This window comes from Paenibacillus typhae (assembly GCF_900099765.1).
GTDB lineage: Bacteria > Bacillota > Bacilli > Paenibacillales > Paenibacillaceae > Paenibacillus_AQ > Paenibacillus_AQ typhae.
On the sequence record NZ_FNDX01000017.1, the window covers coordinates 83,588 to 108,453 of the forward strand.

The following is a 24,866-nucleotide window of genomic DNA, read 5'->3' on the forward strand; positions in this document are numbered from 1 at the left end:
TGCTACTCCCCCAATCTGCTCAGACTATCCTGGCCGTCTTCCGTTCTGTACGGCAGATGCAGCACCGCCCTCGTTCCCGCTCCGGGTGCGCTCACAAGCTTCAGCGTATACGGCTCGCCGTAACGGAGCCGGATCCGTTCGCGCACATTCGCGATTCCGATGCTGTCACCGGATCTTCCGGATGATGGCGGTCTCCCTCCGCCGTTCAGCACAGCCAGCGTCTCCGGATCTATGCCTTGGCCGTTGTCACTGATCCAGATCAGCAGCTCCGTGCCTTCCGGATTGACTTCTGCTCCGACCTCAATCTGCAGCAGCCCGCCGCCGCTGTGCAGCGACCCGTGAAAAATCGCATTTTCCGCCAGCGGCTGCAGAATCATCGGCGGCACCCTCTCACCAAGAACATCTTCGCTTACGCTCCATTCCACCTCAAAACGGTTCGTATACCGCAGCTCCATAAGACGCATATAATGCCGCAGCAGCTCAAGCTCAGCCTCCAGCGGAACCAGCTCACTGTCCAGCTTCATATTGGCCTGCAGCAGCTTGTTCAGCGACTGGAGCAGGCGGGCAATTCCTTCGGATTGCTGCAGCACGGCTAGCATGCGGATCGAGTTAATCGTGTTAAACAGAAAATGCGGCGTGATCCGCGCCCGGAGCGCATACAGCTCGGCTTCTCTTTTTTGCCGCTCCTTCTCTTCGATGGATTCGACCAGCATACCGAGCCGTTTCACCATGGTGACATAGCTGAGATGAAGCTGGCCGATTTCGCCCTGCACCGGCGGTGCCGCCGGAGTGACGAACAGCCCCCGCTCCACATCACGCATGGAGGAGATCAGGCTGCGGATCGGCCTTGCCAGCCCGCGGGCCAGCAGCAGCGACAGCAGCCCTGCCAGCACCGTTATAACCAGCACCAGAATCATCGTAAAATTACGGATAACGTTGGCTTCTTCCAGCAGCTCGTCGCGGTCGATCAGCAGATAGCTGGTCCAGCCAAGGTATTCACTGTAGGCATACACGCCGGTAGCGGCTTCCAGCCCGTCGCCTAGTGCAGGAATGGTAATCATGCCGCGCGCCGTACCGTTATGAACGGCCTGGGCTCTGGCTGCGTTGAGAAAACGCTGGTTATCAGCCGTATGCGTAGAGTAGATCAGCTCCCCTTTTTCATCAGCAACCATTACATGCATGCTCTCCATTTGAAAGGAGCGGACAATCTTGTCCATAAAATCAGGCCGGATATCGACCGCCACCACACCCGCCGCCGAAAAATCATCATTCAGCAGCACCCGCGAAGCGGTAATCGTCTGAAAAGGGGCGCTGTTGAACTGCCGTTCCAGCCGCAGCCCGGATATGGCGATTCCGCCGTCACGGCTGAGCGTCTCCCGGTACCACTCTTCATTCTCGGGGCTGACCGCCTCATTAATGGATGACCTGTCGCTGACCCTGTACCCGTAAATGTTTCCTGTGCTGCTGTAGAAGACGAGACCCTGAATCGTGGAAAAGATCGAAGGATATGTGACGAGAAGCTTGGCAAACTGCTGCTGGCTCTCTATCTCCTGGTAGCTCCACTGGTCGCGCGGCACGTACGGCTGATTCAGAATCTGAAAGATTTCCGGTGTAAAATAAGGAAAGGTGCTGAACCGGTCCACATCCTCAACCTGCCGCCGGATCGCTGCATTCAGCTGGCCGGCAATAACACCCAGATCCTCATTCACCCGCGTCTCCAGTGTCCCGACCGATTTGAAATAAGCCATCGTACCGATCACCAGTGACGGGATAATACCTAACAGGAAGAAGGCGAGCATCAGCTTGCTCTGATACGTGAGATTGTTCCACTGCCGCATGCTTCAACCCCCTTGAAAGGCTATAAATTTCATTTATTATAAGGGATAACGTCAGGCCCTGCATGAAGAAAATCGCTGCGGGACTCTGGCATCCCCTGGTCCGGAAACCATTTAAGGAGTCAAAAAGCCCGTCAGAATCACCTTAATATGTGACGCAGATATATCATCACTTTACTGACAAAAAAATATATTTGTAAACTTTAATGACACCGGTATAATAAATCTTATGTAAAATTTAAAGGGACTACATCCCCTTCATTTATAATTCAGAAAGGACTTATACCATGAGCGATACGATTTCTGTAATTCCTTTGGACGGCTTATCGCCGCCTGTCCTGCACGAGTTAAGCAGGCTGCTGATCGACACTGTGGAGGACGGCGCTTCGATCGGTTTTTTACCACCGCTCGCTGAAGATGAGGCCGCTGCATATTGGCAGGGCGTACACGGTCCCGGTGTACTACTCTGGGTTGCTATGGAAGGCGAAACCATTGTCGGCACCGTTCAGCTCCATCTGGCGCTGAAGCCGAATGGAGCACACCGGGCCGAGCTGGCCAAGCTGATGGTTCATCCCGCTCACCGCCGCAAGGGCATCGCGGGCCTGCTGATCGATGCGGCTGAGCAGGCAGCGGCTGCACACGGCCGGACCCTGATCGTCCTCGATACGCGGGAAGGGGACCCCTCGAACCTGCTCTATCTTTCGCGGGGATACATAGAGGCCGGCAGAATCCCGGAGTTTGCCATCTCTGCTGAGGGCGGACTGGATACAACGGTGCTTTATTACAAGAAGCTGTAGCAGGAGACAAAAAGAAGCGGCTGTGGTCCCGTGACACGGGAGCACAGCCGCTTCTTGTATTGCCGGATGCTTATCATTGCAGCGGATACATAGGAATTTTATAAATATGGCTTCATATTTTCAAGGATTACTGAATACGCGTTTGGCCACATATGGACACCTTCCACCGTATACTCTGCCTTTAAATGACCCTCCTCATCCGTTAAGCCCTTGCTGACGTCAATATAATGGATCCCTAATTTCACTGTTAACTTCTTCACTTCTTCATTTATCAATGCAATGTTTTTGTTGTTGCGGGAGGCAAACAGCTCTTTATGATTTTCTGCTTCCAGGCCAAAGTTCTCTTTAGCATTCACCGGGTAGTACGCCATTACAAACAAATCGCTGGCAGGTAAACTTTCTTTGATTCGCAGCAGAATTTCTTTGTAATTCTCCAAAAATATTTCTTTAGCCCCGTTATCCAGACCCGCTCCGATATCATTTGAGCCAATATTGATAAATATTTTTGAAGGCTCTAATTCAAAGATGCACTCATTCATTAAAGACAACAAATCTTTTGTGGTGATACCACCGATTCCACGATTATAGATAATACGCTCCAAACCAAGCACAGCCTGCATTTCTTCAATAGGAAATTGCTCCATTAATGAAGAGCCGACAAATAAGATTTGTCCTTTTTTAATATATTTATTCCGCATGCTGTATCTCTTCACTAAACCTTTTTGATACTCAAGATAATGATCATGCTCCTTCTGTTTAATTAGCTCAATAATTGCCGGATTTTGTAAAAGCTCGTTTGTCCTATTCGTTGTCATCTTGAAATCACCCCGCCTTATTATTTCAAGTATAGTTAGCTCCAGAACAAAAAGCCGTCCCTGCCGGGAACGGCTTCTTTACACTATTTAAGCCCACCACATATCCAGCGGCTGCTCGCGGATCAGGATCGACTGCAGGTTGGTTACGGCACGCTGGAAGCCTTCGTCTACCGACATCAGCGGGTCTTCGTGCTCGATGCTCACCACATAATCATAGCCGTAGGTGCGCAGCGCGCTCATGATATCCGACCATTCGGACAGGCTGTGTCCGCAGCCGACGGAGCGGAACGTCCACGCCCGGGTCTGCACATCGCCGTAAGGCTGCATGTCGGTCAGGCCGTACATGTTAATGTTGTCCTGGTCGAGGTAAGTGTCCTTGGCATGGAAGTGATGGATCGCTCCGGCTTTGCCGAGGATCTTGATTGCGCCGACCGGATCAATCCCCTGCCACCACAGATGGCTTGGATCAAGGTTAGCTCCGATGGCATCACAGGTCGCTTCTCTCAGCTTCAGGATCGTGTACGGGGTATGGCACAGGAAGCCGCCGTGCAGCTCGATGCCGATCTTCACGCCATGCTCCTCGGCCAGCTTGCCGATCTCTTTCCAGTACGGGATCAGCTTCTGCTCCCACTGCCAGGCCAGAATATCGCTGTATACAGTCGGCCAAGGTGTAACCGGCCAGTTCGGCGCTTTAGCATCGTCACTGTCTCCGGCAGTGCCCGAGAACGTATTAACGACCTGAACGCCCATCAGCGAAGCCAGCTTGATCGACTTGCGCAGAATCTCGTCACCCTGGCGGGCTTCCTCCTTATCCGGCGAAATCGGGTTGTTGTGGCAGCTGAACGCGCTGATCATAATGCCGCGGCTCGTGAATTTTTCCAAATAGGCCTTACGTGCTTCCTCGCTGGCCAGCAGCTCATCGGTCGGACAATGCGGATTGCCGGGGTTGCCGCCCGAGCCGATTTCAACGGCATTCAAGCCTGCGGCTGCGATTTTATCGAGCATCTCATCAAGAGTCAAGCTTCCGAATACGGGATCAAATACGCCTAATTTCATTTATACGCCCACCTTTTCACGAATTGGCTCCAGAGCCTGGGAATGGCCGTACACCGGATAATCGCGTTTGGTTGGTGCGCACCAGTTTACGCCGTTGACGATAACCTTTTGGATTTCCTTATGGTAATAGGTTGGATGGGATTCATGGCCCGGCTGGAAATAAAAGATTTTGCCGCTGCCGCGCCGGTAGGTCGAGCCGCTCGGGAACACGTTGCCGCCCTCGAACCAGCCGACAAAGATCAGGCTCTCCGGTGCCGGCACATCAAAATGCGCCCCGTACATCTCTTCCTGCTCCAGGTCGATATATTCGCCGATGCCTTCGGCAATCGGATGGCTCGGGTCCATCACCCAGAGGCGTTCCTTCTCGCCTGCTTCGCGCCATTTCAGGTCACAGCTGGTACCCATCAGCTTCATGAAGATTTTGGACATGTGGCCGGAATGCAGCACAATCAGCCCCATTCCCTGCAGCACACGGTTATAGACCCGGTTCACGATCTCGTCGCTTACCTCCTGATGGGCGATATGGCCCCACCATACCAGTACATCCGTGTTGTTCAGCACTTCCTCCGTCAAACCGTGCTCCGGCTCATCCAGCGTGGCAGTTGCCGTATCAAATCCGGCTTCCTCCAGAAATCCGGCAATCTGGGCATGGATGCCCAGCGGATAGACCTGGCGGATACGCTCTTCCTGGAGCTCATGACGGTACTCATTCCATACGGTTACTCTTGTCACTATAGGACACACTCCTAAATGGATTTATATTGATTGAACTAAGTTTAATTGCCTTAATCTTCAAAAAATACCGGCATTCCTGTCTCGGACGATTTATAGATTGCCTCCAGAATCCGGGTTACCACCAGAGCCTGCTCCGGTTTAACAACCGGCTCTGTATCGTTAATAATGCTGTCAATCCACTGCGTGGCTTCAACCAGCGCCGGATCTTCGCCCGCACCGTCGTAGAAGTCTACGCCGGCAGCATCCAGGCCGATGATCTTCTCGAACGTTTTGCCGTACTCTTCCCCGTTGATGCGCAGGCCTTTTTCCATATCAGCCCCGCCCTCAGTACCGCAAAGCGTTGTCTTCGCTTCACCGACATCCAGGGTATTCAGCGCCCAGCTGGCTTCCAGCACAATGGTTGCCCCGTTTTGCATAGTAATGAAGCCGATCGCCGAATCTTCAACCGTGAATTTCTCCGGGTCCCACGGGCCCCAGGCGTTGGCGGCGTTTTTGCGGCCGGACAGCTTATGATAAGCATTGCCCACTGCATACTTCGGCTTATAGTTATCCATCATCCACAGCGTCAGGTCGAGCGCATGGGTGCCGATATCAATCAGCGGGCCGCCGCCCTGCGCTTCCTCATCCAGAAATACGCCCCAGGTCGGTACCGCACGCCGGCGGATTGCCTTGGCTTTGGCGTAGTAGATTTCGCCAAGGTCGTTGTTTTCACATACCTTATGCAGGTAAGCCGAATCCGATCTGAAGCGGTTCTGGTAGCCGATTGTCAGCTTTTTGCCGGTACGCTTGGCAGCATCAATCATGGCCTGTGCTTCAGCAGTCGTCTTAGCCATCGGCTTCTCGCACATAACGTGCTTGCCGGCCTCCATCGAGGCAATCGAAATTTCCGCATGGGAAATGTTCGGGGTACACACGTGAATTACATCTATAGTTGTATCTTTCAGCAGCTCTTTATAGTCTGTATAAACCGCTGCGTTCTCATCTCCGAATTCCGCTTTGGCCTGCTCGGCCCGTTCAGGTACGATATCGCAAAAAGCGACCATGACAGCGCCTTCCACTTTCTTAAGTGCCGGCATATGCTTGCCGGTTGCGATGCCGCCGCAGCCGATAATCCCCACTTTTAAGGTCATTCTCTATTTCCCTCCAACATTTGTTGTGAACTCTCTGCCTCTAATCATACAAATCCTGAGAAGCGCTTTCTTCCTGCATTCTTGCCCTGTTATTCCTGAATATTGTCTTGTGGTATTTCAGCGGCGAAATGCCGGTTGCCGACTTGAAAAAATGGTGGAATGTCTTCACGCTGCCAAACCCTGCAGACTCGGCTACGGCAGACATCGGCAGGTCCTCGTTGAGCAGAATCCATTTGGCTTTGTTCAGCCGGTATTCATTAAGGAAGGCGACGAAGGTCATGCCGGTATGCTTTTTGAACAGCTTGGTAAAATAATACGGGCTGAAGCCCATATGCCGGGCCACCTCATTAAGGGTGATCGGCTCCTGGTAATGCTGCTCGACATAGATAAAAATCCGCTCCAGCCGCTCCAGCATCTCCCGGGACTGGGACAGGGTGTCCTCCGAGAATTTCGGCAGCCTGCCGGCGTTATTCCTGGGCACTTCCCGCAAAATAACAGTCAGCAGCTCAAATAAACGGGCTTTGATCAGATAGGCGTACCCTTCCCCTCGCCGGGTGTCCTCCTCATAGATGCTTTCGATCAGGCCGATGATCCGACCTGCCGTCTCGGGAGGCCAGCCAGAGCTGGAGTGCTCCATCGCCGTGAACACCTCGCGCAGCGAGAAATCATTGCCGCAGGTGGCTGCCAGCTCCTGAAACAGGCTCAAATCAAACTGCAGCACTACCCGTTCGCTCTCCGGCGAAGCGAGAAAATAATGCACGTCCCCGCCGTTGATCAACTGCACTTCCCCCTGCTCCATACGGATTGGAGTATCATTTATTCCCAGATTTAGCCTTCCCTTAGTTACGTAAATCATTTCGATTTCTTTATGCCAGTGCGGATAGCACAGCTCGTCCCCGCCGCAGATCAGGCTGCGGAAAGGAAAATGCTTGTCCACATCCGGAAGCTCGAGATAGATGCTCATAAGTGCGGCTCCTTGTGCGTGTGGTTCTTTTTCTACGGATTATGATAATCATGCCGTATCTTACAGTTATCGTACCTTATCCCTGTAAGCAAAAACAAATGCCTGGACGACCACAGCAGCAACGCAAAAAGGACAACGCAAAAAGGAGCCTGTCCGGCTCCCTCAATGACATATGCTTTGCGGCTGAATCCTACAGCTTAATCTTCAGCACAACCTTGCGCACCGCTTCCTTGCCGCCGGCTTCGATTCCGGTCATATGGCCGTCCTGCGGATAGCAGACCACCAGCGCCCCGGGCCCAGCGGTTACCGCAGATTGCAGTTCACCCGTGAAGAACACCGCGTCCTTCTCGGCGCTGTATTCCTCTTTTACCGACAGCTGCTCAATGGCCGCATAGCCGATCCGCTCCGTACCTTCAAGAATATAGTGCAGATCCAGATTAATCCGGTGCGCTTCCCAGAAGCATTCCCCGGCATCCTTTGTTTCATATTCGTTAATGAAATAGAACATGTTCTCATTAACTTCATGGCGTCCTGCCGCCTGTCCGCTGAAATCTGTATCCCGCAAAAAGCGCAGCCCCGCCTGGATCTTCTCCCCGTAAGCAGCCTCATTCTCAAGCAAATGCCCCAGTGTATCTACGATCAAGCCGATCATCTCCTGCAATCTCTGATTTATTACCGCCTCTTGGCGGCCTACAAAAAAAGAATAAGTGATTCCTACGTCCGCAGCTATGCATTTGTTCACGCTTCCCCGGCATATTCTAATACTAGCAACCTTCACAAAACTTGTAGGAGGCGTAAATATGCTGATCTTCCTGATGTACATGTTCGCCGTACTGGGGGTAGGCCTGCTGCTGGCGGCTGCGGTGCTGAAGTTCAGGCTCTCTTATCCCTCATCCAATCTGACCAAGCTGGCCCGTGCACTCGGCTCCTTTAATTTGAATTTTCCCCGGCGGTTCGTCACCCCCGACCAGTCGCACATGATCGCCCTGGATGAAGCCGGCAGAACACTGGCCATCGGCAGCTGCAGTCCCGGCGGGGCAGAGCATGCGACGGCGCAATTGTACACTTTTGACACCATACTGGGTTCAGAGATCGTCGAGAATGCCCTGACCCTCACAAAAGTCAGCAAGACAAGCCGGATCACAACCAGTACCAGAAAAAACAGCTATGGAATCAGCCGACCTGAAACTGAAAATCACAGCGGAAACAATGCAGATGCCATCCCAGCAGATGAAGAGGAGGTTAAAGAGCTTACACTCAAAATCTACCTCAGCAGCGCCGATACCCCCGTCCTGTCCATCCCCTTCCTTCCCGACATAGCACCTGCCAGAAAATCGGATAGGGAATACACCCTGGCCTTCTCAGAGGTTCAGCATGTGCATGAAGCGATCCGCGAGATTGTTTCGGCGTAACTCCCGGGCCCGGGCACAAATTGATTGAGACGGACAGGGTTTCGCACGGAGATGTGGAATAAGAGAATAGATGCCTGCAGCAAGCAGGAGCAGGAAATCCATAAGCCGGAGGGAAAACAACGTATGAACAGCATCATCAACTTTGCGCACCGCGGCGCATCCGCAGTCTGCCCGGAGAATACGATGGCGGCATTCCGCAGAGGGCTTGAGCTTGGCGCTACAGGAATTGAAACCGATGTCCAGATGTCGCTTGACGGAGGACTGGTCATTATACATGATGAGCATCTTCGCCGGACAACCGGAGCTGACGGATTGGTAAAAGACAAGACGCTTAGCGAGCTGCTGGAGCTGGATGCCGGGTCCTGGTTCGGGCCGGCATTCGCCGGTGAACGTCTGCCTGTGCTGGAGGAGCTGCTGGATCTGCTGAAGGACCGCGATACCGTGCTCAATATTGAGCTGAAGAACGGGGTATTCCTGTATCCCGGGATGGAGGAAAAGATTATTGCAGCCGTGCGGGATTACGGCATGAGTGACCGCGTGGTGCTGTCGAGCTTTAATCACTACTCGCTGGCCTATTGTAAATCCCTTGCCCCCGAAATCCGCACTGGGATTCTGTATTCCGAAGGCCTGTACCGGCCGTGGGACTACGCAGCCAGCCTGAATGCGGATGCGCTGCATGCTTATCATCCTGCCGTATTGCCGGAGTTCGTAGCCGAGGCGGCTGCACAGGGCAAGGTTTACCACCCCTGGACCGTCAATGATCGTGAAGTGATGAAATCCCTGATCGCCGCCGGAGTCGCCGGTATAATAACTGACTATCCGGATGTGCTGGCCGGACTGCTGGCTGACAGACAGGGGGAATGTTGCCTGTAAAAAGAGTCCGGGCTGCAGCCGGTAAATCGGCTGCACTGCCCGGACTCTTTGTGTTAAAGGACTGCACTTAATTGGCTTTGGGGCTGCCCAGCCAGCTTACCGGCTGGATGACATTGCCCTGCTTGTGGACGGCATACCGGCCTCTGCCCAGCTGCTTGGCATTGTACATGGCGGAATCAGCCTCCTTCAGCAGGCGTCCGGGATCAACCCGGCCCTGGCTCGTCGTAATGCCGATGCTGGCCGACACGAACAGCTCATGATGCTCCAGCTGGTAGGTACGGGTTGTTTTCTCCAGAACCTTAAGGGCAAGCTGTTCGGCTTCTTTATAGCTGCAGCGCTTGGCAATAATGACGAATTCATCGCCGCCGATCCGGAAAATATGCCGCCTGCCCTTGCAGGAAAACTGCTGCAGCGTGCCGCCGACCGCCTGGAGCAGCAGATCACCGACATGATGGCCGAGCTTGTCATTGATCGGCTTGAAGCGGTTCAGATCGAGGTATAATACAGCCAGCTGCTCATTAGGCTTGCAGTGATCCCAGAAATGATCCATGCCGTTCTTGTTGAACAGGCCGGTCAGGCTATCCCTGTAAGCCAGCTCTTTAAGGTGTTCTCTTTCAGCCATGATCAGACCTGTGCGGTGGAACAGCCAGATCAGAAAAGCCAGGGTCAGCGAGTAAAGCGCCAGCGGCGCAAGCAGGCTGCCGGTGTCCGGGCTAAAGCCGGATACAGCCTGCAGGCCGAACAGATGCATGCCGCTTAATCCGCAGCCTAGCATAAGAATGATCAGGCTCGTGCGCAGCGCACGGGCCTTTTGGCTTCTGGCCGCGAAATTCCGTCCGGTCCGGAGGACGGAGTAGGCTGTCACTGCTGCGAGTAGAACGGAGAATATAGTAAACATATAATTTCGAGCTTCATCCATGAATAGGAGCACTCCCTTTTACTTCTAAATTAAGCAAATCCGTTAATCTGGCAGGTGAACCGTATTATGCTTATTATCGGCAGGCGGGGGCTGTTTCTCCATGGAATCTTTTGGATGGTGCTAACGGCAGCGCAGATTCCGGTTAAATGCTGTGATGCTCCACACAGTTGTAAAGGTCACAGGTCCAGGCTCCGCCTGACTTGATGATCCGGGTGAGCGAAGTATTCTTCAGCAGCCGGCTCAAATCCAGCCCGGGCACAAGTCCGCCAAGCGTACTCCGGAGAATCGCCCCGTGGCTGACCACCAGTATACGCCGGCCCGGATGACGCGCGGCAAGCTCCTCAATGGCCCTGCTTCCCCGGAGCCGGCCTGACTCATTGGTCTCCAGGCCAAGCTCAAGCGTTCTCCATTCCTTGCCCCAGCGCTCCACCCGTTCCTGTTCCGTCGTACCCTCCAGGAGTCCGCCATGCATCTCCCGGATACCGGGCAACAGCCCTGCGACCGGAAGGCCCAGCCTGGCGGCAATAATCTCTGCAGTCTGTCTCGCTCTGAGCATATCACTGGAGTAGATCAGCTCCCACTCCTCCCCGCTAAGCCGTTCGGCAATTTTAGCTGCCTGCTGCAAGCCCTCCTCATCAAGCGGATTATCCGTGTGTCCCTGGATACGTCCTTCTTTATTCCATAAAGTGCTGCCGTGCCGGATCAGACCTATCGTTGTTGTCATTGTCATGGGTGAAACCGCCTTTTTACAGATTGAAATCGATTCCCTAAATTATATACGAAAAGCCTGCTTAGGACGCATGCGTCAGGACACACTAACCCTTCCTCCGTAAATTGACGATATATATAGGCAGCGCTATGATTAAGTGGCTCCGGATGTATCATTCTGGGGCAGGTTCCACATTCATCCTGATCTGCAGGAAATACTGTTTGGAGTCAAAGGAGATTCTGTTCATGTTTAAAAAATGTACCGCCGTCTGCCTCATTCTCTTGCTTATGCTGTCCGCCCTGCCGTCCCTTCAGCCCGGTTCAACCGCCTCGGCTTCAGCAGCCCCCAAAAACGCCGTCTTTGTGGATAAAGCCAGCCAGTCTTATATTCCGCTGCGGTTCCTGAACGGCCTGTTCGGAATCCGCTCGGTTCTGAATGCAGGCACTAATGAGATTGAAATATCCGGAGAAAACACTTCGGTTCTGCTTAAAGCAGGACAGGCCCGGGCAACCGTCAATGACAAGTCCGTAACCCTGACCGCCCTGCCCTTCAGCGCAAACGGTACAACTTATGTGCCGCTGTCCGTTGTCAGTACGGCGATGGGTATTGGATTAAAATGGAATAAAGGGCAGGGTTCCATCACTCTGTCATCCGCCGGAGAAGAAGCAGTCCTGCCGGTACTAGGCGGCACACTGATTAAACCGGATGCGCCGGCGGCCGTCAGCGCGAAGCATACATACAGGGTCGGCTCCAGATCATTCAGCGTGCAGACCGTTACCATCCCCCTGATGCATCCTTCTGTCCGCCTTGACGCTGTGCTGGCCGGCAATACGGTCGGCAAGACGGAAGCGCTCGGCAGCATTGCCAAACGCAGCGGGGCTGTCGCAGCAATCAACGGCACTTTTTTTGACGCTTATACTGACGGGGCATACAAAGCACCTTACGGGTATATTATCAGCGGCGGCAAAATGCTGAAGAACAGCCCCGGCGACAAGCGGATTGTGTTTGCCTATGACCGCAATCTGCTGGCGGAGCTGATTCCGGGAAGCGAATTCAGCGCCAGATTCCAGAGCGGCAGCATTGAGGGCGCATTGCAGGCCGGTCCGCGGCTGCTGGTGAACGGCAGTGTCTCGCTGAATGTCGCAGCCGAAGGCTTCAAGGACCCGAAAATTCTAACCGGCGGCGGAGCCCGCAGTGCGCTGGGCATCACCCGTGACCACAAGCTGATTCTGCTGACTACCGGCGGGGCCACCATACCGCAGCTGGCCCAGATCATGAAGCAGGCCGGCGCTTACCAGGCAATGAATCTGGACGGCGGAGCCTCCAGCGGCCTGTATTACAACGGCAAATACCTGACTGCCCCGGGACGGCTGATCAGCAATGCGCTGGTTGTTACCCGGTAATCCTATTCCTTTCTAACGGGAGGCCTCTTGCCCAATGTCTAAAGCTGACTACATGCTGTCCATCCTCTGGATGCTGCAGCAGCGCAAAAGAACCGCCGCCGAGCTGGCCGAAGCCCTTGAGCTCAGTGTGCGGTCCGTCTACCGCTATATTGATGCGCTCTGCGCCAGCGGCGTACCGGTCATTGCCGATGCCGGACCGGGCGGCGGCTTCCGGCTGCCGGAGCATTTCAGCGCGGCCCCGCTCTTCTTCGATGACGATGAGCGGCGGGCGCTTGTACAAGCGGCCGCGTTCGCCGAAGGCAGCGGCTACCCGTACATCGGAGCGCTCGGCAGCGCAATCGCCAAGCTCAAGCGCTACAGCAATGACGAACAGCTGCTGCAGATGCAGCGCCATGAGTCCGGCATGGAGATGCTTCATGCCCCTTCTGTGCCTTTGACTCCGCTGCTGGCGGAGCTGGAGGCCTGCGCCGCGGCCGGGCTGACCGTGCAGATGGAGTACCGCAAAAGCAGCGGGCAGGCAGCCTCCCGGCGTTCCGTCGATCCTTACGGGCTGGTGCACTGGAAGGGCCGCTGGTATGTGGCCGGCTTCTGTCATCAGCGCGGGGAGATCCGCAGCTTCCGGGTGGACCGGATTGGGCAGCTTGAGCGGAGCGGCGGTGTCTTCATCCGGCCTGAGGGCTTCTCGGCACGGCAATTTCTGCTGGACGGCCTTCTGCCGGGTCCTGACCAGCAGGCTGCACTTGTCCGGGTTGTAATTGCCTCGGGCGAAGAAGTGCTGAACGATCTGTGCAGCCACTGGCTGTTCGGACATTCGCTAGCGCAGCGCTCTCCCGGAGAGGCCGTCTTCCTGCTGGATGAGACCATGCTGCTCCGCTACGCGCCTTACTTCCTGCTGCCCTACGGCAGGTCGCTGCAGATTATTGAGCCTGCTGCCCTGAAGCGGAAGCTGGCTGCTGCGGCAGCCGATATCTCCGCTTATTACACGGAGTCATAATGTTTATCTGAAATCACTGACCGCAGCTGTCAGTGATTTTTTGGTATATTGTCCGTGTGAAAGAGATACGCTGCAAGCATATTGAGGAACATAACCTTGAGGAGGAAAATACATGAAAGAGCTTAGGTATGAATTCTATATTGGCGCGGCGCCTGCCGCAGTCTGGGACTGTCTCGTTTCTCCCGGCAAAGTCAGTCAGATCTACTATGGCAGCAATATCCGTTCGAGCTTCGCGGAGGGAGAGCCGCTTGAGTATGTAGGACCGGGAGCCGACGGTGACGAAACGGTGCATGTCTATGGAACAGTACTGGAGTACAAGCCGCAGGAGACGCTGCGGTTCACGCATAAAGCCGGCCCCTCCTATGTAAAGGACGGTGAACCCTATGAATCTGTCATCTCCTGGCTGCTGTCGCCCATCGGCGGCTGCACGAAGCTGACACTGATTCATGACGGCTGGCATCCGGACGATCCTTCTTACGCACCAAGTGACAGTGCCTGGTGGCAGATCCTCAGCAACACAAAGACCTTAGCCGAAACCGGCAGAACGCTGGATTTTGGCGGTTAAGTGTTGAGCGGCCACCGGACGCTCAGCCTGGCTGCTTGGGCCGGGATGAAGGGCATTTTTGCCCTTGATTCCGGCCATTTGCCAGTTTGGGCCGGGATGAAGGGCATTTTTGCCTTTCATTCCGGCTATTTGCCTGCTTGGGCCGGAATCAAAGGCATTTTTGCCCTTCATTCCGGCTGTTTGCCTGCTGGGGCCGAAATCAAGGGCATTTTTGCCTTTCATTCCGGCCATTTGCCTGCTTGGGCCGGAATCAAGGGCATTTTTGCCTCTCATTCCGGCTATTTGCCTGCTTGGGCCGGAATCAAGGGCATTTTTGCCTTTCATTCCGGCCATTTGCCTGACTGGGCTGGAATCAAGGGCATTTTTGCCCTTGATTTCAGTTCAGTCGGCGCTCACTATAAACTAAGTGGAAAAATGCTACTTAAATCAGCAAATTCGGCCAAACTGAAGACATTAGTTGGAAAAAGCACACTTAAATCAGCCGAATCCCCTCATAAAGCAGCATTTCGCACAAATTAGATAGCTTTTTTCCAACTACATTGGATTGGAATCATCTTTCCACTTCATTTAGGTAGCAATAATCCAACTAAATTCATGATCGGACGCTGCACTCAGCTCTCGTAACCGCTTATTAGCTTGAATATCCCAATAAAGCCGGGAAAACTTAGTTGCTCCAAACACATACACCTGCCTCTTCACCCCGCCACCTCACCGCTTAAGCTGGAACCTGCAGCCTTCCCCCTCCAGCCCCGCTATTCCACCAAACCAATCACACACCTTTTTTACTCTTCACCCCGCCACCTCACCACATAAGCCGGAACCTGCATCCTTTTCTCCTCTAACCCCGCCTTTCCACCACACCCATTACACACCCTTTTCCCCTTCATCCCCGACTTTGCATTGAAGAAGCATGGGAAGGGTTGTAAAATGGGCGGGTTACCCACACACATGTTTTTCCCCGAGGAAACTTTATTGTTGCAAGGACAAATTTGTTTACATATACTAATATTGTGGCAAGGAACAATATTTTATCACCTGTGCATAATAGATGCTCATTTAAGCTCTATACACATAAAACATAAGGAAAGAAGGAGCTGCTATGGCTGGAGCCGCAATTCCATTGTCTGAAGCATCGAACGGCAGCCTGCTGCGCATCAGCGGCATTGACGTTCAGGGCGTACTGCGAAGAAGACTGCTTGACCTCGGCTTTGTCACCGGCAATACCGTGGAGGTGCTGCGGCGCAGCCCGCTTGGAGATCCTGTCGCCTTCCGGGTAAGCAATACAACGATTGCCCTGCGCCGGGAAGAAAGCTCGCTGATTTACGGAGAGCTTCTTGGAGGTGAGGAGGCATGAGCCATTATACTGTCGCTTTTGCAGGCAATCCCAACACGGGGAAAAGCACTTTGTTCAACCTGCTGACCGGACTGCGCCAGCATACCGGCAACTGGGCGGGCAAGACGGTGACTACCGCCGAGGGCGAATTTACCCACAACCAGCATGTCTATCGTGCTGTTGACCTGCCGGGCACCTACTCGCTGTACTCTAACTCCGCTGATGAGGAGGCTGCGCGGGATTATATTATTTTTGAGCAGCCGGTTGTGACACTGGTTGTGCTGGATGCTACGTCGCTTGAGCGCAACCTTAACCTTGCTCTTCAGGTGCTGGAGATTACGGGCCGTGCTGTAGTATGCATCAACCTGATTGATGAAGCGAAGAAGCTTGGCATCAGCATTAATCTGAAAGCCATCGCCAGGCAGCTCGGCGTTCCGGTCGTGGCAATCTCAGCGCGCAACCAGACCGGAATCGGGGAGCTGCTGGACCAGCTGGAGCGTGTGGCGACAGGCGCTTTTGCCGGCAAGCCGCTTAAGATTACCTACAGCGATGAAATCGAACAGGGCATTGCCGAGCTGCTGCCGCTGGTGGAGCAGACTGTAGGCTCCCGTTATCCCGCCCGCTGGATCGCCCTGCGGCTGATGGACGGCGACAGCAGCCTGCTGAGCTCGCTCAAAACCCATATGGGACGCAGCACAAGCCCTGCGCATAAGGAGGTGGCCGGCCATGGAGTCACCGCATGCCATTAAAGGTTCCGATCCGCTCGAATCCCTGCTGGCAGCAGCCCGGCAGCTGGCCGACAAAGGCGCAATCCGCGATGAGATTGTCACCGGTATCTACGGGGTAACAGCAGGCATCTGCCGTGAGGCAGTCAGCTATCAGGATAAAAAGAAGCTCAGCAGCACCTACAAGCTTGACCGGATTGTTACCTCGAAGCTCTGGGGCTTCCCGATCATGCTTGCCGGGCTTGGCCTTGTGTTCTGGATTACGATCGCCGGGGCGAATTATCCGTCCAGCTGGCTGGCTTCTTTTTTCGGCTGGATCGAAGGGTATCTGACCTCCGGCTTCACAGCGGTGAATGCACCTGCATGGCTGCATGGCGTACTGGTTCTCGGACTCTACCGCGGCACCTCATGGGTAATAAGCGTCATGCTGCCGCCGATGATGATCTTTTTCCCCGTGTTTGCGCTGCTGGAGAATTTCGGCTATCTGCCGCGGGTGGCTTTTAACATGGACCGGTTGTTCAAAAAATCAGGCGGACACGGCAAGCAGGCTCTGACCATGTCGATGGGGTTCGGCTGCAACGCAGCCGCCATTCTCTCCACCCGGATTATCGAGTCGCCGCGGGAGCGGATGCTGGCGATTCTGACCAACAACTTCGTGCCGTGCAACGGGCGCTGGCCGACGCTGATCCTGCTGTCCTCGCTGTTCATGGTCGGCGCCTCGGCAAGGGGTGCGCTGCGTACCTTCTCCACCGCTCTTGTACTGATGGGAATTGTGCTGGTGGGCATCACCGTCACCCTGACTGTATCCTGGGTCATGTCCAAAACGATGCTGCGCGGCGTGCCGACCCACTATACGCTTGAGCTGCCGCCGTACCGCCGCCCGCAGATCTGGAAGACGATCGTCCGCTCCTCCAAGGAAAAATCACTGAACGTGCTGACCCGGGCCATTGTCGTTGCCGCTCCGGCCGGCATTCTCACCTGGATACTTGGCAATGTGGTTATCGGCGGGGACAGTGTGCTTAATCATATGGCGGCATTTTTTGATCCTTTTGCCCAGCTGCTCGGTCTGGACGGCTTCATCATTATGGCTTTCATACTCGGGCTGCCTGCCAATGAAATTGTGCTGCCGATCCTGCTCATGGGCTACATGTCCTCAGGTGCAATGGTTGACGTTGAGGGCATCGGCAGCATCAAGGAGCTGTTTCTGAGCCACGGCTGGACCTGGCTGACCGCGCTGAACATGATGCTGTTCTCGCTGCTTCACTATCCGTGCGGCACCACGCTGGTCAATATCTACAAAGAAACCGAAAGCCTGAAATGGGCGGTGCTCTCCGCCGTCATTCCGCTCGGTATCGCCATCGGCGTCACCTTTGCCACCGCACAAATCGTCCGGCTGCTCGGCTGGGTCTGAGTAATCCTGCACACCCGCCTCACCCGTAACAGGGAGGGGCGGGTGTTTGGCGTCCATCAGCTGTATTATCGTTCCACGGCCATTTGACTCCTTTTTGCCCAGATGTTAGGGTGAAACTGAATCCAACATTTTCCGGGAGGGATTACTGATGACGGAAGTAAAGCTTGCTGTCGGATACGACGAGTATGAAGACGGCCAACGAATGAATACGGAGATTGAGCGCCTCAGCGCCAGCCCTGAAGCTGCGCAGCTGACCAGCCTCATCATCGGGGATTGGGGCCAGGCCTACGAGAACAGCTCGGATGAGGTTGTGGAGGCTCTTGTTAAGCACAGCGGAAGCTTTCCGGCCCTGCGCAAGCTGTTTATCGGGGACATGAGCTTTGAGGAATGTGAAATTTCGTGGATTACGCAGACCGATCTCTCCCCCCTGCTCCCTGCCTACCCGGAGCTTCAATCACTCACCATACAAGGCGGGACAGATCTTGGCCTCAGCAAGCTGCAGCATGACAAGCTGGAGGAACTGATTATTATTACAGGCGGTCTCAGTAAAAAAGTGCTCGCCGAGATCGCAGCCGGCTCTTTGCCGAATCTGCGCAGGCTGGAGCTGTACCTCGGCGTTGATAATTACGGTTTTGACGGAAGCCTTGAGGATCTCCTGCCGCTGATTGAGCCGGGCAAATTCCCGCAGCTGACCTATCTGGGACTGAAAAACAGCGAGATTCAGGACGAGATCGCCGAGGCTCTGGCTGATGCACCGATCCTCGACCAGCTTCATACGCTTGATCTTTCCCTTGGAACGCTTAGTGACAAAGGCGCGGAGGTATTACTGGCCAGTGAGCGGATCAAAAAGCTGCAGGCGCTGAACCTGAGCTATCATTATATGTCGGACAACATGATTACCCGCTGGCGGGCCAGCGGTCTGCCGGTGGATGTCAGCGACCAGCAGAAAAGCGATGACGATGAAGACTGGCGTTATCCGTCCATCACTGAATGATGCAGGAAGCGCAGCCGCTGATCCTGCTGTGCAGCCCCGGCGACAAGCGTTCGGCCGGGATTCAGCAGGCACGCAGCAGGCTTGGGCTGCCCCCTGCCCTGCTCATTTCTTACCTGGAGCTGCTGCAGGGTGCTTCGCTGGGTGAGCTGCTGGAGCAGCAGATGCCGGGCGGCCGGATGGCGGAGCTGCTGGAGCGGCAAGCACAGGGCGACCGGATGGCACAGCTGCAGGAGCAGCAAGCCAAGGACGGCCGGCTGGACGAGCTGCTGGAGTGGCAAGCACCAGCCGGACTGACGGCTGGGCAAACGAAGCAGCAAATGCCGGCCGCACAGGCTGCCCCGCTCCTGCGGCTGGAGTCGCCCGGCGGCAGCTTTGAAGCCGAGCGTGCCCTTATCGCTCTCGGCGCGCCGGATGCCGGGGAGCAGGACGACTTGCTGCACCCCTTCGGGCAGCAGCGCGATCCCTACCCGCTCAGCGTCCGGGCCGCCGGACGGCTGAAGGATATGCCTGGCGTGCTGCATCATCCGTCCCAGTGGTTCCGCGGCTACTGCCGGCTGCTGGCCGGGGTTCAGCGCGAAGCCGCCGCACTGCTGCCGGCCGCCCGCTGGCAGAATCATCCCGGCGATATTGCCGCGATGACGGACAAGCGCCGGACGCAGCAGCTTCTGGCAGCGGCCGGCGTTCCGGTCCCGCGGCCGCTTGGCGGCAGTCAGCCGCCGGCCGGCTATGAATCCCTCCGGGAGCTGATGCTGGCTGAGCGGATGCACCGGGTCTTCATCAAGCTGGCCTGCGGCTCAGCCGCTTCAGGTGTCATTGCTTATCAGATCAATCCGGCCACGGGGGCCGAGCTGGCTGTGACCACAATCGGGGTCGAGCAGTACATTACCCGTCCCCCCGTGTACTATAATGCCGGGAAGCTGCGGCGCTACACAGACTCTGCAGTCCTGAAGGAAATCATCAACTGGCTGTACAGCCACGGGGCATATGCCGAGCAATGGATTCCCAAGGCCGGAGCAGCCGGAGGTTCCTTCGATATCCGCCAGCTGGTCGTCCTTGGTGAAGCCGGCCATTCGGTAGCCCGGGTCAGCACGACACCGATTACGAACCTGCATCTGCGCAGCCGGCGGATGACACCGCTGGAGGCCGGACTGACAGAAGCGGAGCAGGAACAGGTACGGCGCACCGCCGTGCAGGCACTGGCCGCTTTTCCCCGCTCGGCTGTCGCCGGCATTGATGTTCTTGTCTCGTCAGGGTCAGGAGGCGCAAGACGCACCTATGTAGCTGATGTGAACCCTTTTGGCGACCTACTGTACGATGTTGAATATGAAGGCTTCAGCACTTATGAATGGGAAATGAAAAAGCTGACGGAATACAGGAATATATCCACTTAGAAAGGGTGCTATTAACAGTCATGACTGATATGAATGCCATCGTCGGCACCCATGATATTCTGATGATTACTCTCGATACCCTGCGTTACGACGCTGCTGTCCTTGAGGAGGCGAACTGTCCCAATCTGTGCGGCACCGGCTCCTGGGAGAAACGGCATACCCCCGGCAGCTTCACCTATGCTGCACATCACGCTTTTTTTGGCGGCTTCCTGCCGACTCCCGCTAACACGGACAAGACCTCACATGTGCGGCTGTTCCATTCCAAAAACACCGGGATGAAAACCCATCCCCACACCTGGCTGTTCGACACACCGGATCTGGTATCCGGGCTTGCCGGAGAGGGCTATCGTACGGTGTGCATCGGCGGGGTTATTTTTTTCACCAAAAAAGTGCCCTTGGCCCGCATTCTGCCCGGTTACTTCCAGCAAAGCTACTGGCGGATGACCTTTGGTGTCACTAATCCCCGCTCCACGGAGCATCAGGTGAATCATGCCTTGAAGGTACTGGACAACACCCCGCTGGATCAGCGGCTGTTCCTGTTCCTCAACGTGTCTGCCATCCACGGGCCTAACCACATGTTCCTGCCGGGTGCCCGGAAGGATTCCGTAGACAGCCAGCGCGCCGCACTGCGTTATGCCGACGGGGAGCTGGGACGTTTGTTCGCGCGGTTCCGGGAACGCGGCAATCCGGTTTTTTGCATGGCTTTTTCGGACCATGGCACCGCCTACGGGGAAGACGGCTATGAGGGGCACCGGCTGGCGCATGAGACGGTATGGAATGTCCCTTACCGTGAGTTCATTCTCTAGCCAGATGTACCGGTTCTATCCGGATGAAAGGAGAAACGTATGACGTCTACCGGCAACTTTTTGCAGCAACACAGCACAAATGACGTAAGACCTTCTCTCTCTTCAGGGGAGGCCGAGCAATGGAAAAAGCAGATTACGTCTAATCCATACCGCAATTATCTCTATTCTTATCCGCACAAAACCGCTTACCGCGAATTTCAGCCTCCCATTTCTCTTGAGCAGCTATGGCGGAATGAGCCTGCGGAAACATTCTTTTTGTATATGCACATCCCGTTCTGCGGCGCGCGCTGCGGCTTCTGCAACCTGTTTACGCTGCCGGACAAGCGCGCCGATGTTCACGCCCGCTATGTCGATGCGCTGGAGCGGCAGGCCCGGCAGTGGTCGGCTTTTACCGGCCATAAGCCGTATGCACGCTTTGCAATCGGCGGGGGTACGCCGACCCTGCTGGCCGCGCCGCAGCTGAGCCGGCTGTTCCGGATTGCCCGGGAAATCATGGGGCTGGACACCGCCCGGGCCTCGATCTCGGTGGAAACCTCACCTGAGACGATTACGGAAGAAAAGCTCTCTATCCTCAAGGACAACACCGTTGACCGGGTAAGCATGGGTATCCAGAGCTTTGTCGCTGCCGAGTCGGCAGCTATATACCGTCCGCAAAACCCCGAGGTGGTGTATCAGGCGCTGGAGCTGCTCGGGAAATACCAGTTCCCGATCCTCAATCTCGACCTGATCTACGGGCTGCCGGGACAAACGGTGGATTCCTGGCTCTATTCGCTGGGACAGGCGCTGCTCCATGAGCCAGAGGAGATTTTTATCTATCCGCTCTACACCCGCGAGCATACGATTGTGAAGCCCGGCGATCTGCTGCGCCACGAGGATCTGCGGCATGAGTGTTATACTGCCGCCTGCCGGGTGCTTGCTGAACACGGCTACCGCCAGTATTCGATGCGCCGGTTCGCCAAAGAAGAGGCGGGCACAGACAAGGCCATCCTTGACTACAGCTGTCAGGAAGAGGGCATGGTCGGGCTCGGCTGCGGCGCCCGCTCCTATACCCGCGAGGTGCATTATGCCTCCCGCTACGGGGTCAGCCGCAAGGCAACGGAGAGCATCATTGCCGACTATGTGTCAGCGGAGCGCTATGACACGGCTGATTACGGCATCGTGCTGAGTCTGGCCGAGCAGAAACGTCGGTTCATTCTGAAAGCTGCGCTGCACAGCGAGGGGCTGCGGCTGGCTGATTACAGCGAACGCTTCTCAACTTCGCTGTGGGACGACTTCCCTGAGCTTGGCCTGCTGCTGGAGAGCGGCTTGGGTGAGCTGCAGTATGAGGCGGAGGGTTTGGAGCAGCGTGGCAATCCGGGTGAGGATATGGCTGAGGCTCTTAGTGGGGACTGGTTTGACGCCCGGAATGAGGAGCACCGGGAGGCTCAGAGCGGCGGACTGCATTTTGATCAGGAGAATGTCCGGGTTACAGCTCAGGCCAAAGGGCGCCGGGAGGATAAGGACGGGGATCAGCGTGTGAATCAGAGTGATGCACGGGATGTCGTTCAGGATGATGAGAATAACCTGAAAGCTCCGGGCTGGGAGCGGGACGGCATTTTGCGCTTAACCCCTGAGGGTCTGGGTTACTCCGACTCCATCGGCGACTGGTTCATCTCCGGTGACATCCGGGAGCGCATGGAAGGATTTATTTTGCCATGAATGCCGTTCTCTACTACCGGGGTTCCCTCACCTCCTGCAACTATGACTGCCCCTACTGCCCGTTCGGCAAAACCAGAGACAGCGCAGCAACACTGGCCAGAGACCGTGAGGGGGTTGAGGCCTTTGTCCGTTGGGCTGCGGAGCAGGGTGCGGCGGGACATCGGCTGTCTATTTTTTTCAATCCTTATGGTGAAGGACTGATCCACCGCTGGTACAGGGATGCGCTTGTCACCCTCTCCCACCTCCCGCACGTGGACAAGGTGGCGATTCAGACCAATCTGTCGGCTAACCTTGCTTTTTTGCCGGAGCTGAACCCTGCCACTGCCGCTTTTTGGGCTACTTATCACCCTGGGCAGGTTAATGAGGACAAATTTCTGGCCCAGTGCATGGCCGTCCACCAGCAGGGGATTCCGCTCAGTGTGGGCAGTGTGGGGATCCGCAGCGCTTTTCCGGCGATTGCCTCGCTGCGGGCCGCTCTGCCGGAGGAAATCTATTTGTGGGTGAACGCCTACAAGGACAAGCCGGATTATTACACACCGGAGGATTTCGCTTATTTGCGCAGTATCGACCCGCATTTTCACATTAATGCCGCCGACTATGAGAGCCTGGGCAGAAGCTGCAACGCCGGCAAAAATGTATTCTATGTCCAGGGTGCCGGCACTGTAAAACGCTGCTATAAGGACCGAGGGGTTATCGGTAATCTCTACCGTGACGGACTTGAGGGTCTCGCCGCTGAGCGGAGCTGCCGGATGAAGGTCTGCGACTGCTATATCGGCTACATCCATATGCCCGGGCTCCAGCTGGAGCAGGTTTACGGCCGGGGTCTGCTTGAGCGGATACCATACGGATTAACGGAGGTAACAGGATGAGGACAGATGGCAAAAGTGCCGGATTGGCGCATGAGGATGCTGCAGCTCTGGGGGGTGGCAGGACTGGGGAGGTTTGCGCTAAGACAGTAGCTCAAGGGAATGATGAGTCGGAAGCAGCTTGCTATAATGATGCACACCGGGTTAATGACGGGATTGCCAGCGCGTTCAACTGGCTGGATAGTAAAACTATTGTGACTGCAGCTGGTTCGGTAAGCCAGGCGGATGCCGGGACTATTGTGACTGGTGAAGGGGGGACAACTAACGCCGCAGGTCAAGGCATGACGATCTGGCTGACCGGTCTGTCCGGTGCAGGCAAATCGACCATAGCCTCGCTGCTGACGGACAGGTTGAACAAGCTAGGCATTGCCGCTGAGTGGCTCGATGGAGACGAACTGAGGCGCATCCTCGGCAAAGGCCTCGGCTTCAGCCGGGAGGACCGGTTTGAAAATATCCGCCGGGCGGTATACCTTGCTGAAATGCTGAACCGCCACGGTGTGGTTGCTGTAGTCTCACTCATCAGCCCCTACACGGAGATGCGTGACTATGCCCGCCAGACGCTTCCCCGCTTCGCCGAGGTCTATGTGGACTGTCCACTGGAGGTCTGCGAAGCCCGGGATGTCAAAGGACTGTACGCCAAAGCCCGCCGTGGCGAAATTCCCTCATTCACCGGCATTTCCGATCCTTATGAGGTACCGCCCAGCCCCGAGCTGACGCTCAACACGGCCGGTCAGACGCCGGAGGAAAATGTTAACACTCTAATAGCCTGGCTTACGGAACATACCTCACTACGGCTAAACAAATAAACAAACCGCGCCCTGTCTGCTCACCCAGACAGGGCGCGGTTTGTTTGTGGCTGGTTACTTTTAATGTGGTTCTGCTGCGAGAAATACCACGTTATGACAGTTTACGGTTACGGTTACGGTTGCGGTTAATGTTGCGGTTACGGTTACGGACAGTTACTGTTGCGGTTGCTGTTACGGACGGTTACGGTTACTGTACGGATCAGATAAAATTCGCCGTTTAGATCAACAGCTATATTCTGGACGTTCAGAGGAAGCTTTGCCTCTCATTCCACTCCACAAGCCCTTTTTAGCTAAAACCGGTTCGGCCCCTTAATTATGGAGTCATTCTCTTAAATTCTCTGTTTCTCGCAGTTTCTTAAAGTGAAATCTTTACTTCCTCCAATTGGCCTGCTTTCCACGCTGCATGGTATTGGTTGGGGCTCAATCGTTTTAAACTGCCATGAAACCGTCGCTCGTTGTAAAAACGAATATACTCGGTAACGCTCTCGTACGCTTCTTCAAAGGTTTCAAAGTACATTTTACTGTATACATCTCGCTCTAAAATGCTGTGGAAAGACTCAATATATGCGTTCATATTCGGCGTTTTGGGCGGAATTCGTTCATGAATAAGCGGCGCCTTTTCGTCCAGG

At 55.3% G+C, this 24,866-nt stretch carries 26 protein-coding genes; 16 read left to right on the plus strand and 10 right to left on the minus strand.

Features of this window, described 5'->3' with window-relative positions; translation table 11 throughout:
* Window positions 1–2: 2 nt before the first annotated feature.
* Window positions 3–1,838: a cache domain-containing sensor histidine kinase gene (locus BLR64_RS15580; RefSeq protein WP_090715496.1), complete on the minus strand. Its 1,836-nt coding sequence runs from the start codon at window positions 1,836–1,838 to the stop codon at window positions 3–5.
* 284 nt (window positions 1,839–2,122) lie between these two features.
* Between BLR64_RS15580 and BLR64_RS15585 the strand changes: the two genes are divergently transcribed.
* A complete protein-coding gene (locus BLR64_RS15585) occupies window positions 2,123–2,632 on the plus strand; it encodes a GNAT family N-acetyltransferase (RefSeq protein WP_090715498.1) in 510 nt (169 codons plus the stop codon).
* Between the two features lie 98 nt (window positions 2,633–2,730).
* Here BLR64_RS15585 and BLR64_RS15590 read toward each other — a convergent pair whose 3' ends face one another.
* From BLR64_RS15590 to BLR64_RS15615, 6 genes are all read right to left on the minus strand, one after another.
* Window positions 2,731–3,447 carry a GDSL-type esterase/lipase family protein gene (locus BLR64_RS15590; RefSeq protein WP_090715499.1) on the minus strand — a complete coding sequence of 239 codons (717 nt, stop codon included), beginning with the start codon at window positions 3,445–3,447 and terminating at the stop codon, window positions 2,731–2,733.
* 87 nt (window positions 3,448–3,534) lie between these two features.
* The gene (locus tag BLR64_RS15595) at window positions 3,535–4,503 is read right to left on the minus strand and encodes a sugar phosphate isomerase/epimerase family protein (protein WP_090715501.1); all 969 of its coding nucleotides are present in this window, start codon (window positions 4,501–4,503) and stop codon (window positions 3,535–3,537) included.
* Window positions 4,504–5,235 carry a ThuA domain-containing protein gene (locus BLR64_RS15600; protein WP_090715503.1) on the minus strand — a complete coding sequence of 244 codons (732 nt, stop codon included), beginning with the start codon at window positions 5,233–5,235 and terminating at the stop codon, window positions 4,504–4,506.
* A gap of 53 nt (window positions 5,236–5,288) precedes the next feature.
* Window positions 5,289–6,368 carry a Gfo/Idh/MocA family protein gene (locus BLR64_RS15605; protein ID WP_090715504.1) on the minus strand — a complete coding sequence of 360 codons (1,080 nt, stop codon included), beginning with the start codon at window positions 6,366–6,368 and terminating at the stop codon, window positions 5,289–5,291.
* 40 nt (window positions 6,369–6,408) lie between these two features.
* Window positions 6,409–7,332 carry a helix-turn-helix transcriptional regulator gene (locus tag BLR64_RS15610; protein WP_090715506.1) on the minus strand — a complete coding sequence of 308 codons (924 nt, stop codon included), beginning with the start codon at window positions 7,330–7,332 and terminating at the stop codon, window positions 6,409–6,411.
* A 190-nt stretch (window positions 7,333–7,522) separates the two neighbouring features.
* The gene (locus BLR64_RS15615; RefSeq protein ID WP_090715508.1) at window positions 7,523–7,975 is read right to left on the minus strand and encodes a NanQ anomerase/TabA/YiaL family protein; all 453 of its coding nucleotides are present in this window, start codon (window positions 7,973–7,975) and stop codon (window positions 7,523–7,525) included.
* A 157-nt stretch (window positions 7,976–8,132) separates the two neighbouring features.
* Between BLR64_RS15615 and BLR64_RS15620 the strand changes: the two genes are divergently transcribed.
* Together BLR64_RS15620 and BLR64_RS15625 are read left to right on the plus strand one after the other, a co-directional pair.
* Window positions 8,133–8,744: a hypothetical protein gene (locus BLR64_RS15620; protein WP_090715509.1), complete on the plus strand. Its 612-nt coding sequence runs from the start codon at window positions 8,133–8,135 to the stop codon at window positions 8,742–8,744.
* A 123-nt stretch (window positions 8,745–8,867) separates the two neighbouring features.
* Window positions 8,868–9,617: a glycerophosphodiester phosphodiesterase gene (locus tag BLR64_RS15625; RefSeq protein WP_090715547.1), complete on the plus strand. Its 750-nt coding sequence runs from the start codon at window positions 8,868–8,870 to the stop codon at window positions 9,615–9,617.
* 67 nt (window positions 9,618–9,684) lie between these two features.
* Here BLR64_RS15625 and BLR64_RS15630 read toward each other — a convergent pair whose 3' ends face one another.
* Window positions 9,685–10,536: a GGDEF domain-containing protein gene (locus BLR64_RS15630; RefSeq protein ID WP_090715510.1), complete on the minus strand. Its 852-nt coding sequence runs from the start codon at window positions 10,534–10,536 to the stop codon at window positions 9,685–9,687.
* A gap of 142 nt (window positions 10,537–10,678) precedes the next feature.
* On the minus strand, window positions 10,679–11,260 hold the full coding sequence (locus tag BLR64_RS15635; protein ID WP_090715549.1) for a histidine phosphatase family protein: 582 nt from the start codon (window positions 11,258–11,260) through the stop codon (window positions 10,679–10,681).
* 230 nt (window positions 11,261–11,490) lie between these two features.
* Here BLR64_RS15635 and BLR64_RS15640 point away from each other — a divergent pair, with 230 nt between their 5' ends.
* The 13 genes from BLR64_RS15640 (at window position 11,491) to cysC (ending at window position 24,237) form a co-directional block, all read left to right on the plus strand.
* Window positions 11,491–12,648, plus strand: coding sequence for a phosphodiester glycosidase family protein (locus BLR64_RS15640; protein ID WP_090715512.1), 1,158 nt, complete (start codon window positions 11,491–11,493; stop codon window positions 12,646–12,648).
* 34 nt (window positions 12,649–12,682) lie between these two features.
* The gene (locus BLR64_RS15645) at window positions 12,683–13,642 is read left to right on the plus strand and encodes a helix-turn-helix transcriptional regulator (RefSeq protein WP_090715514.1); all 960 of its coding nucleotides are present in this window, start codon (window positions 12,683–12,685) and stop codon (window positions 13,640–13,642) included.
* Between the two features lie 112 nt (window positions 13,643–13,754).
* Entirely contained in the window at window positions 13,755–14,207 is a 453-nt protein-coding gene (locus tag BLR64_RS15650) for an SRPBCC domain-containing protein (RefSeq protein WP_090715516.1), read from the plus strand.
* A 3-nt stretch (window positions 14,208–14,210) separates the two neighbouring features.
* A complete protein-coding gene (locus tag BLR64_RS15655) occupies window positions 14,211–14,726 on the plus strand; it encodes a hypothetical protein (RefSeq protein WP_090715518.1) in 516 nt (171 codons plus the stop codon).
* Between the two features lie 580 nt (window positions 14,727–15,306).
* Window positions 15,307–15,561 carry a FeoA family protein gene (locus BLR64_RS15660; protein ID WP_090715519.1) on the plus strand — a complete coding sequence of 85 codons (255 nt, stop codon included), beginning with the start codon at window positions 15,307–15,309 and terminating at the stop codon, window positions 15,559–15,561.
* Window positions 15,558–16,289 carry a FeoB small GTPase domain-containing protein gene (locus BLR64_RS15665; RefSeq protein ID WP_090715521.1) on the plus strand — a complete coding sequence of 244 codons (732 nt, stop codon included), beginning with the start codon at window positions 15,558–15,560 and terminating at the stop codon, window positions 16,287–16,289. The genes BLR64_RS15660 and BLR64_RS15665 overlap by 4 nt, the downstream gene beginning before the upstream one ends.
* Window positions 16,267–17,676 carry a nucleoside recognition domain-containing protein gene (locus BLR64_RS15670; RefSeq protein WP_090715523.1) on the plus strand — a complete coding sequence of 470 codons (1,410 nt, stop codon included), beginning with the start codon at window positions 16,267–16,269 and terminating at the stop codon, window positions 17,674–17,676. The genes BLR64_RS15665 and BLR64_RS15670 overlap by 23 nt, the downstream gene beginning before the upstream one ends.
* A gap of 148 nt (window positions 17,677–17,824) precedes the next feature.
* Window positions 17,825–18,670 carry an STM4015 family protein gene (locus tag BLR64_RS15675; RefSeq protein WP_090715525.1) on the plus strand — a complete coding sequence of 282 codons (846 nt, stop codon included), beginning with the start codon at window positions 17,825–17,827 and terminating at the stop codon, window positions 18,668–18,670.
* Entirely contained in the window at window positions 18,667–20,061 is a 1,395-nt protein-coding gene (locus BLR64_RS15680) for an STM4014 family protein (protein ID WP_090715527.1), read from the plus strand. The genes BLR64_RS15675 and BLR64_RS15680 overlap by 4 nt, the downstream gene beginning before the upstream one ends.
* A 20-nt stretch (window positions 20,062–20,081) precedes the next feature.
* On the plus strand, window positions 20,082–20,867 hold the full coding sequence (locus BLR64_RS15685; RefSeq protein ID WP_090715529.1) for an STM4013/SEN3800 family hydrolase: 786 nt from the start codon (window positions 20,082–20,084) through the stop codon (window positions 20,865–20,867).
* Between the two features lie 39 nt (window positions 20,868–20,906).
* The gene (locus tag BLR64_RS15690; RefSeq protein WP_090715531.1) at window positions 20,907–22,565 is read left to right on the plus strand and encodes an STM4012 family radical SAM protein; all 1,659 of its coding nucleotides are present in this window, start codon (window positions 20,907–20,909) and stop codon (window positions 22,563–22,565) included.
* Complete coding sequence (locus BLR64_RS15695; RefSeq protein WP_090715533.1) at window positions 22,562–23,434, plus strand: STM4011 family radical SAM protein; 873 nt, start codon at window positions 22,562–22,564, stop codon at window positions 23,432–23,434. Before BLR64_RS15690 ends, BLR64_RS15695 begins: the two co-directional genes overlap by 4 nt.
* Complete coding sequence (gene cysC / locus BLR64_RS15700; RefSeq protein ID WP_090715535.1) at window positions 23,431–24,237, plus strand: adenylyl-sulfate kinase; 807 nt, start codon at window positions 23,431–23,433, stop codon at window positions 24,235–24,237. The genes BLR64_RS15695 and cysC overlap by 4 nt, the downstream gene beginning before the upstream one ends.
* 355 nt (window positions 24,238–24,592) lie before the next feature.
* On the opposite strand, the gene BLR64_RS15705 is transcribed toward cysC, so the two are convergent.
* Window positions 24,593–24,866 (minus strand): integrase core domain-containing protein (locus BLR64_RS15705; protein WP_167360693.1); only part of this gene is annotated, 274 nt, incomplete at its 5' end.

Coding starts and splice junctions, on each gene's coding strand:
- BLR64_RS15580 (WP_090715496.1), bottom strand. CDS start 1,838: ATGCGGCAGTGGAACAATCTCACGTATCAGAGCAAGCTGATGCTCGCC.
- BLR64_RS15585 (WP_090715498.1), top strand. CDS start 2,123: ATGAGCGATACGATTTCTGTAATTCCTTTGGACGGCTTATCGCCGCCT.
- BLR64_RS15590 (WP_090715499.1), bottom strand. CDS start 3,447: ATGACAACGAATAGGACAAACGAGCTTTTACAAAATCCGGCAATTATT.
- BLR64_RS15595 (WP_090715501.1), bottom strand. CDS start 4,503: ATGAAATTAGGCGTATTTGATCCCGTATTCGGAAGCTTGACTCTTGAT.
- BLR64_RS15605 (WP_090715504.1), bottom strand. CDS start 6,368: ATGACCTTAAAAGTGGGGATTATCGGCTGCGGCGGCATCGCAACCGGC.
- BLR64_RS15610 (WP_090715506.1), bottom strand. CDS start 7,332: ATGAGCATCTATCTCGAGCTTCCGGATGTGGACAAGCATTTTCCTTTC.
- BLR64_RS15620 (WP_090715509.1), top strand. CDS start 8,133: ATGCTGATCTTCCTGATGTACATGTTCGCCGTACTGGGGGTAGGCCTG.
- BLR64_RS15625 (WP_090715547.1), top strand. CDS start 8,868: ATGAACAGCATCATCAACTTTGCGCACCGCGGCGCATCCGCAGTCTGC.
- BLR64_RS15630 (WP_090715510.1), bottom strand. CDS start 10,536: ATGGATGAAGCTCGAAATTATATGTTTACTATATTCTCCGTTCTACTC.
- BLR64_RS15635 (WP_090715549.1), bottom strand. CDS start 11,260: ATGACAACAACGATAGGTCTGATCCGGCACGGCAGCACTTTATGGAAT.
- BLR64_RS15640 (WP_090715512.1), top strand. CDS start 11,491: ATGTTTAAAAAATGTACCGCCGTCTGCCTCATTCTCTTGCTTATGCTG.
- BLR64_RS15645 (WP_090715514.1), top strand. CDS start 12,683: ATGTCTAAAGCTGACTACATGCTGTCCATCCTCTGGATGCTGCAGCAG.
- BLR64_RS15650 (WP_090715516.1), top strand. CDS start 13,755: ATGAAAGAGCTTAGGTATGAATTCTATATTGGCGCGGCGCCTGCCGCA.
- BLR64_RS15660 (WP_090715519.1), top strand. CDS start 15,307: ATGGCTGGAGCCGCAATTCCATTGTCTGAAGCATCGAACGGCAGCCTG.
- BLR64_RS15665 (WP_090715521.1), top strand. CDS start 15,558: ATGAGCCATTATACTGTCGCTTTTGCAGGCAATCCCAACACGGGGAAA.
- BLR64_RS15670 (WP_090715523.1), top strand. CDS start 16,267: ATGGAGTCACCGCATGCCATTAAAGGTTCCGATCCGCTCGAATCCCTG.
- BLR64_RS15675 (WP_090715525.1), top strand. CDS start 17,825: ATGACGGAAGTAAAGCTTGCTGTCGGATACGACGAGTATGAAGACGGC.
- BLR64_RS15680 (WP_090715527.1), top strand. CDS start 18,667: ATGATGCAGGAAGCGCAGCCGCTGATCCTGCTGTGCAGCCCCGGCGAC.
- BLR64_RS15685 (WP_090715529.1), top strand. CDS start 20,082: ATGACTGATATGAATGCCATCGTCGGCACCCATGATATTCTGATGATT.
- BLR64_RS15690 (WP_090715531.1), top strand. CDS start 20,907: ATGACGTCTACCGGCAACTTTTTGCAGCAACACAGCACAAATGACGTA.
- BLR64_RS15695 (WP_090715533.1), top strand. CDS start 22,562: ATGAATGCCGTTCTCTACTACCGGGGTTCCCTCACCTCCTGCAACTAT.
- cysC (WP_090715535.1), top strand. CDS start 23,431: ATGAGGACAGATGGCAAAAGTGCCGGATTGGCGCATGAGGATGCTGCA.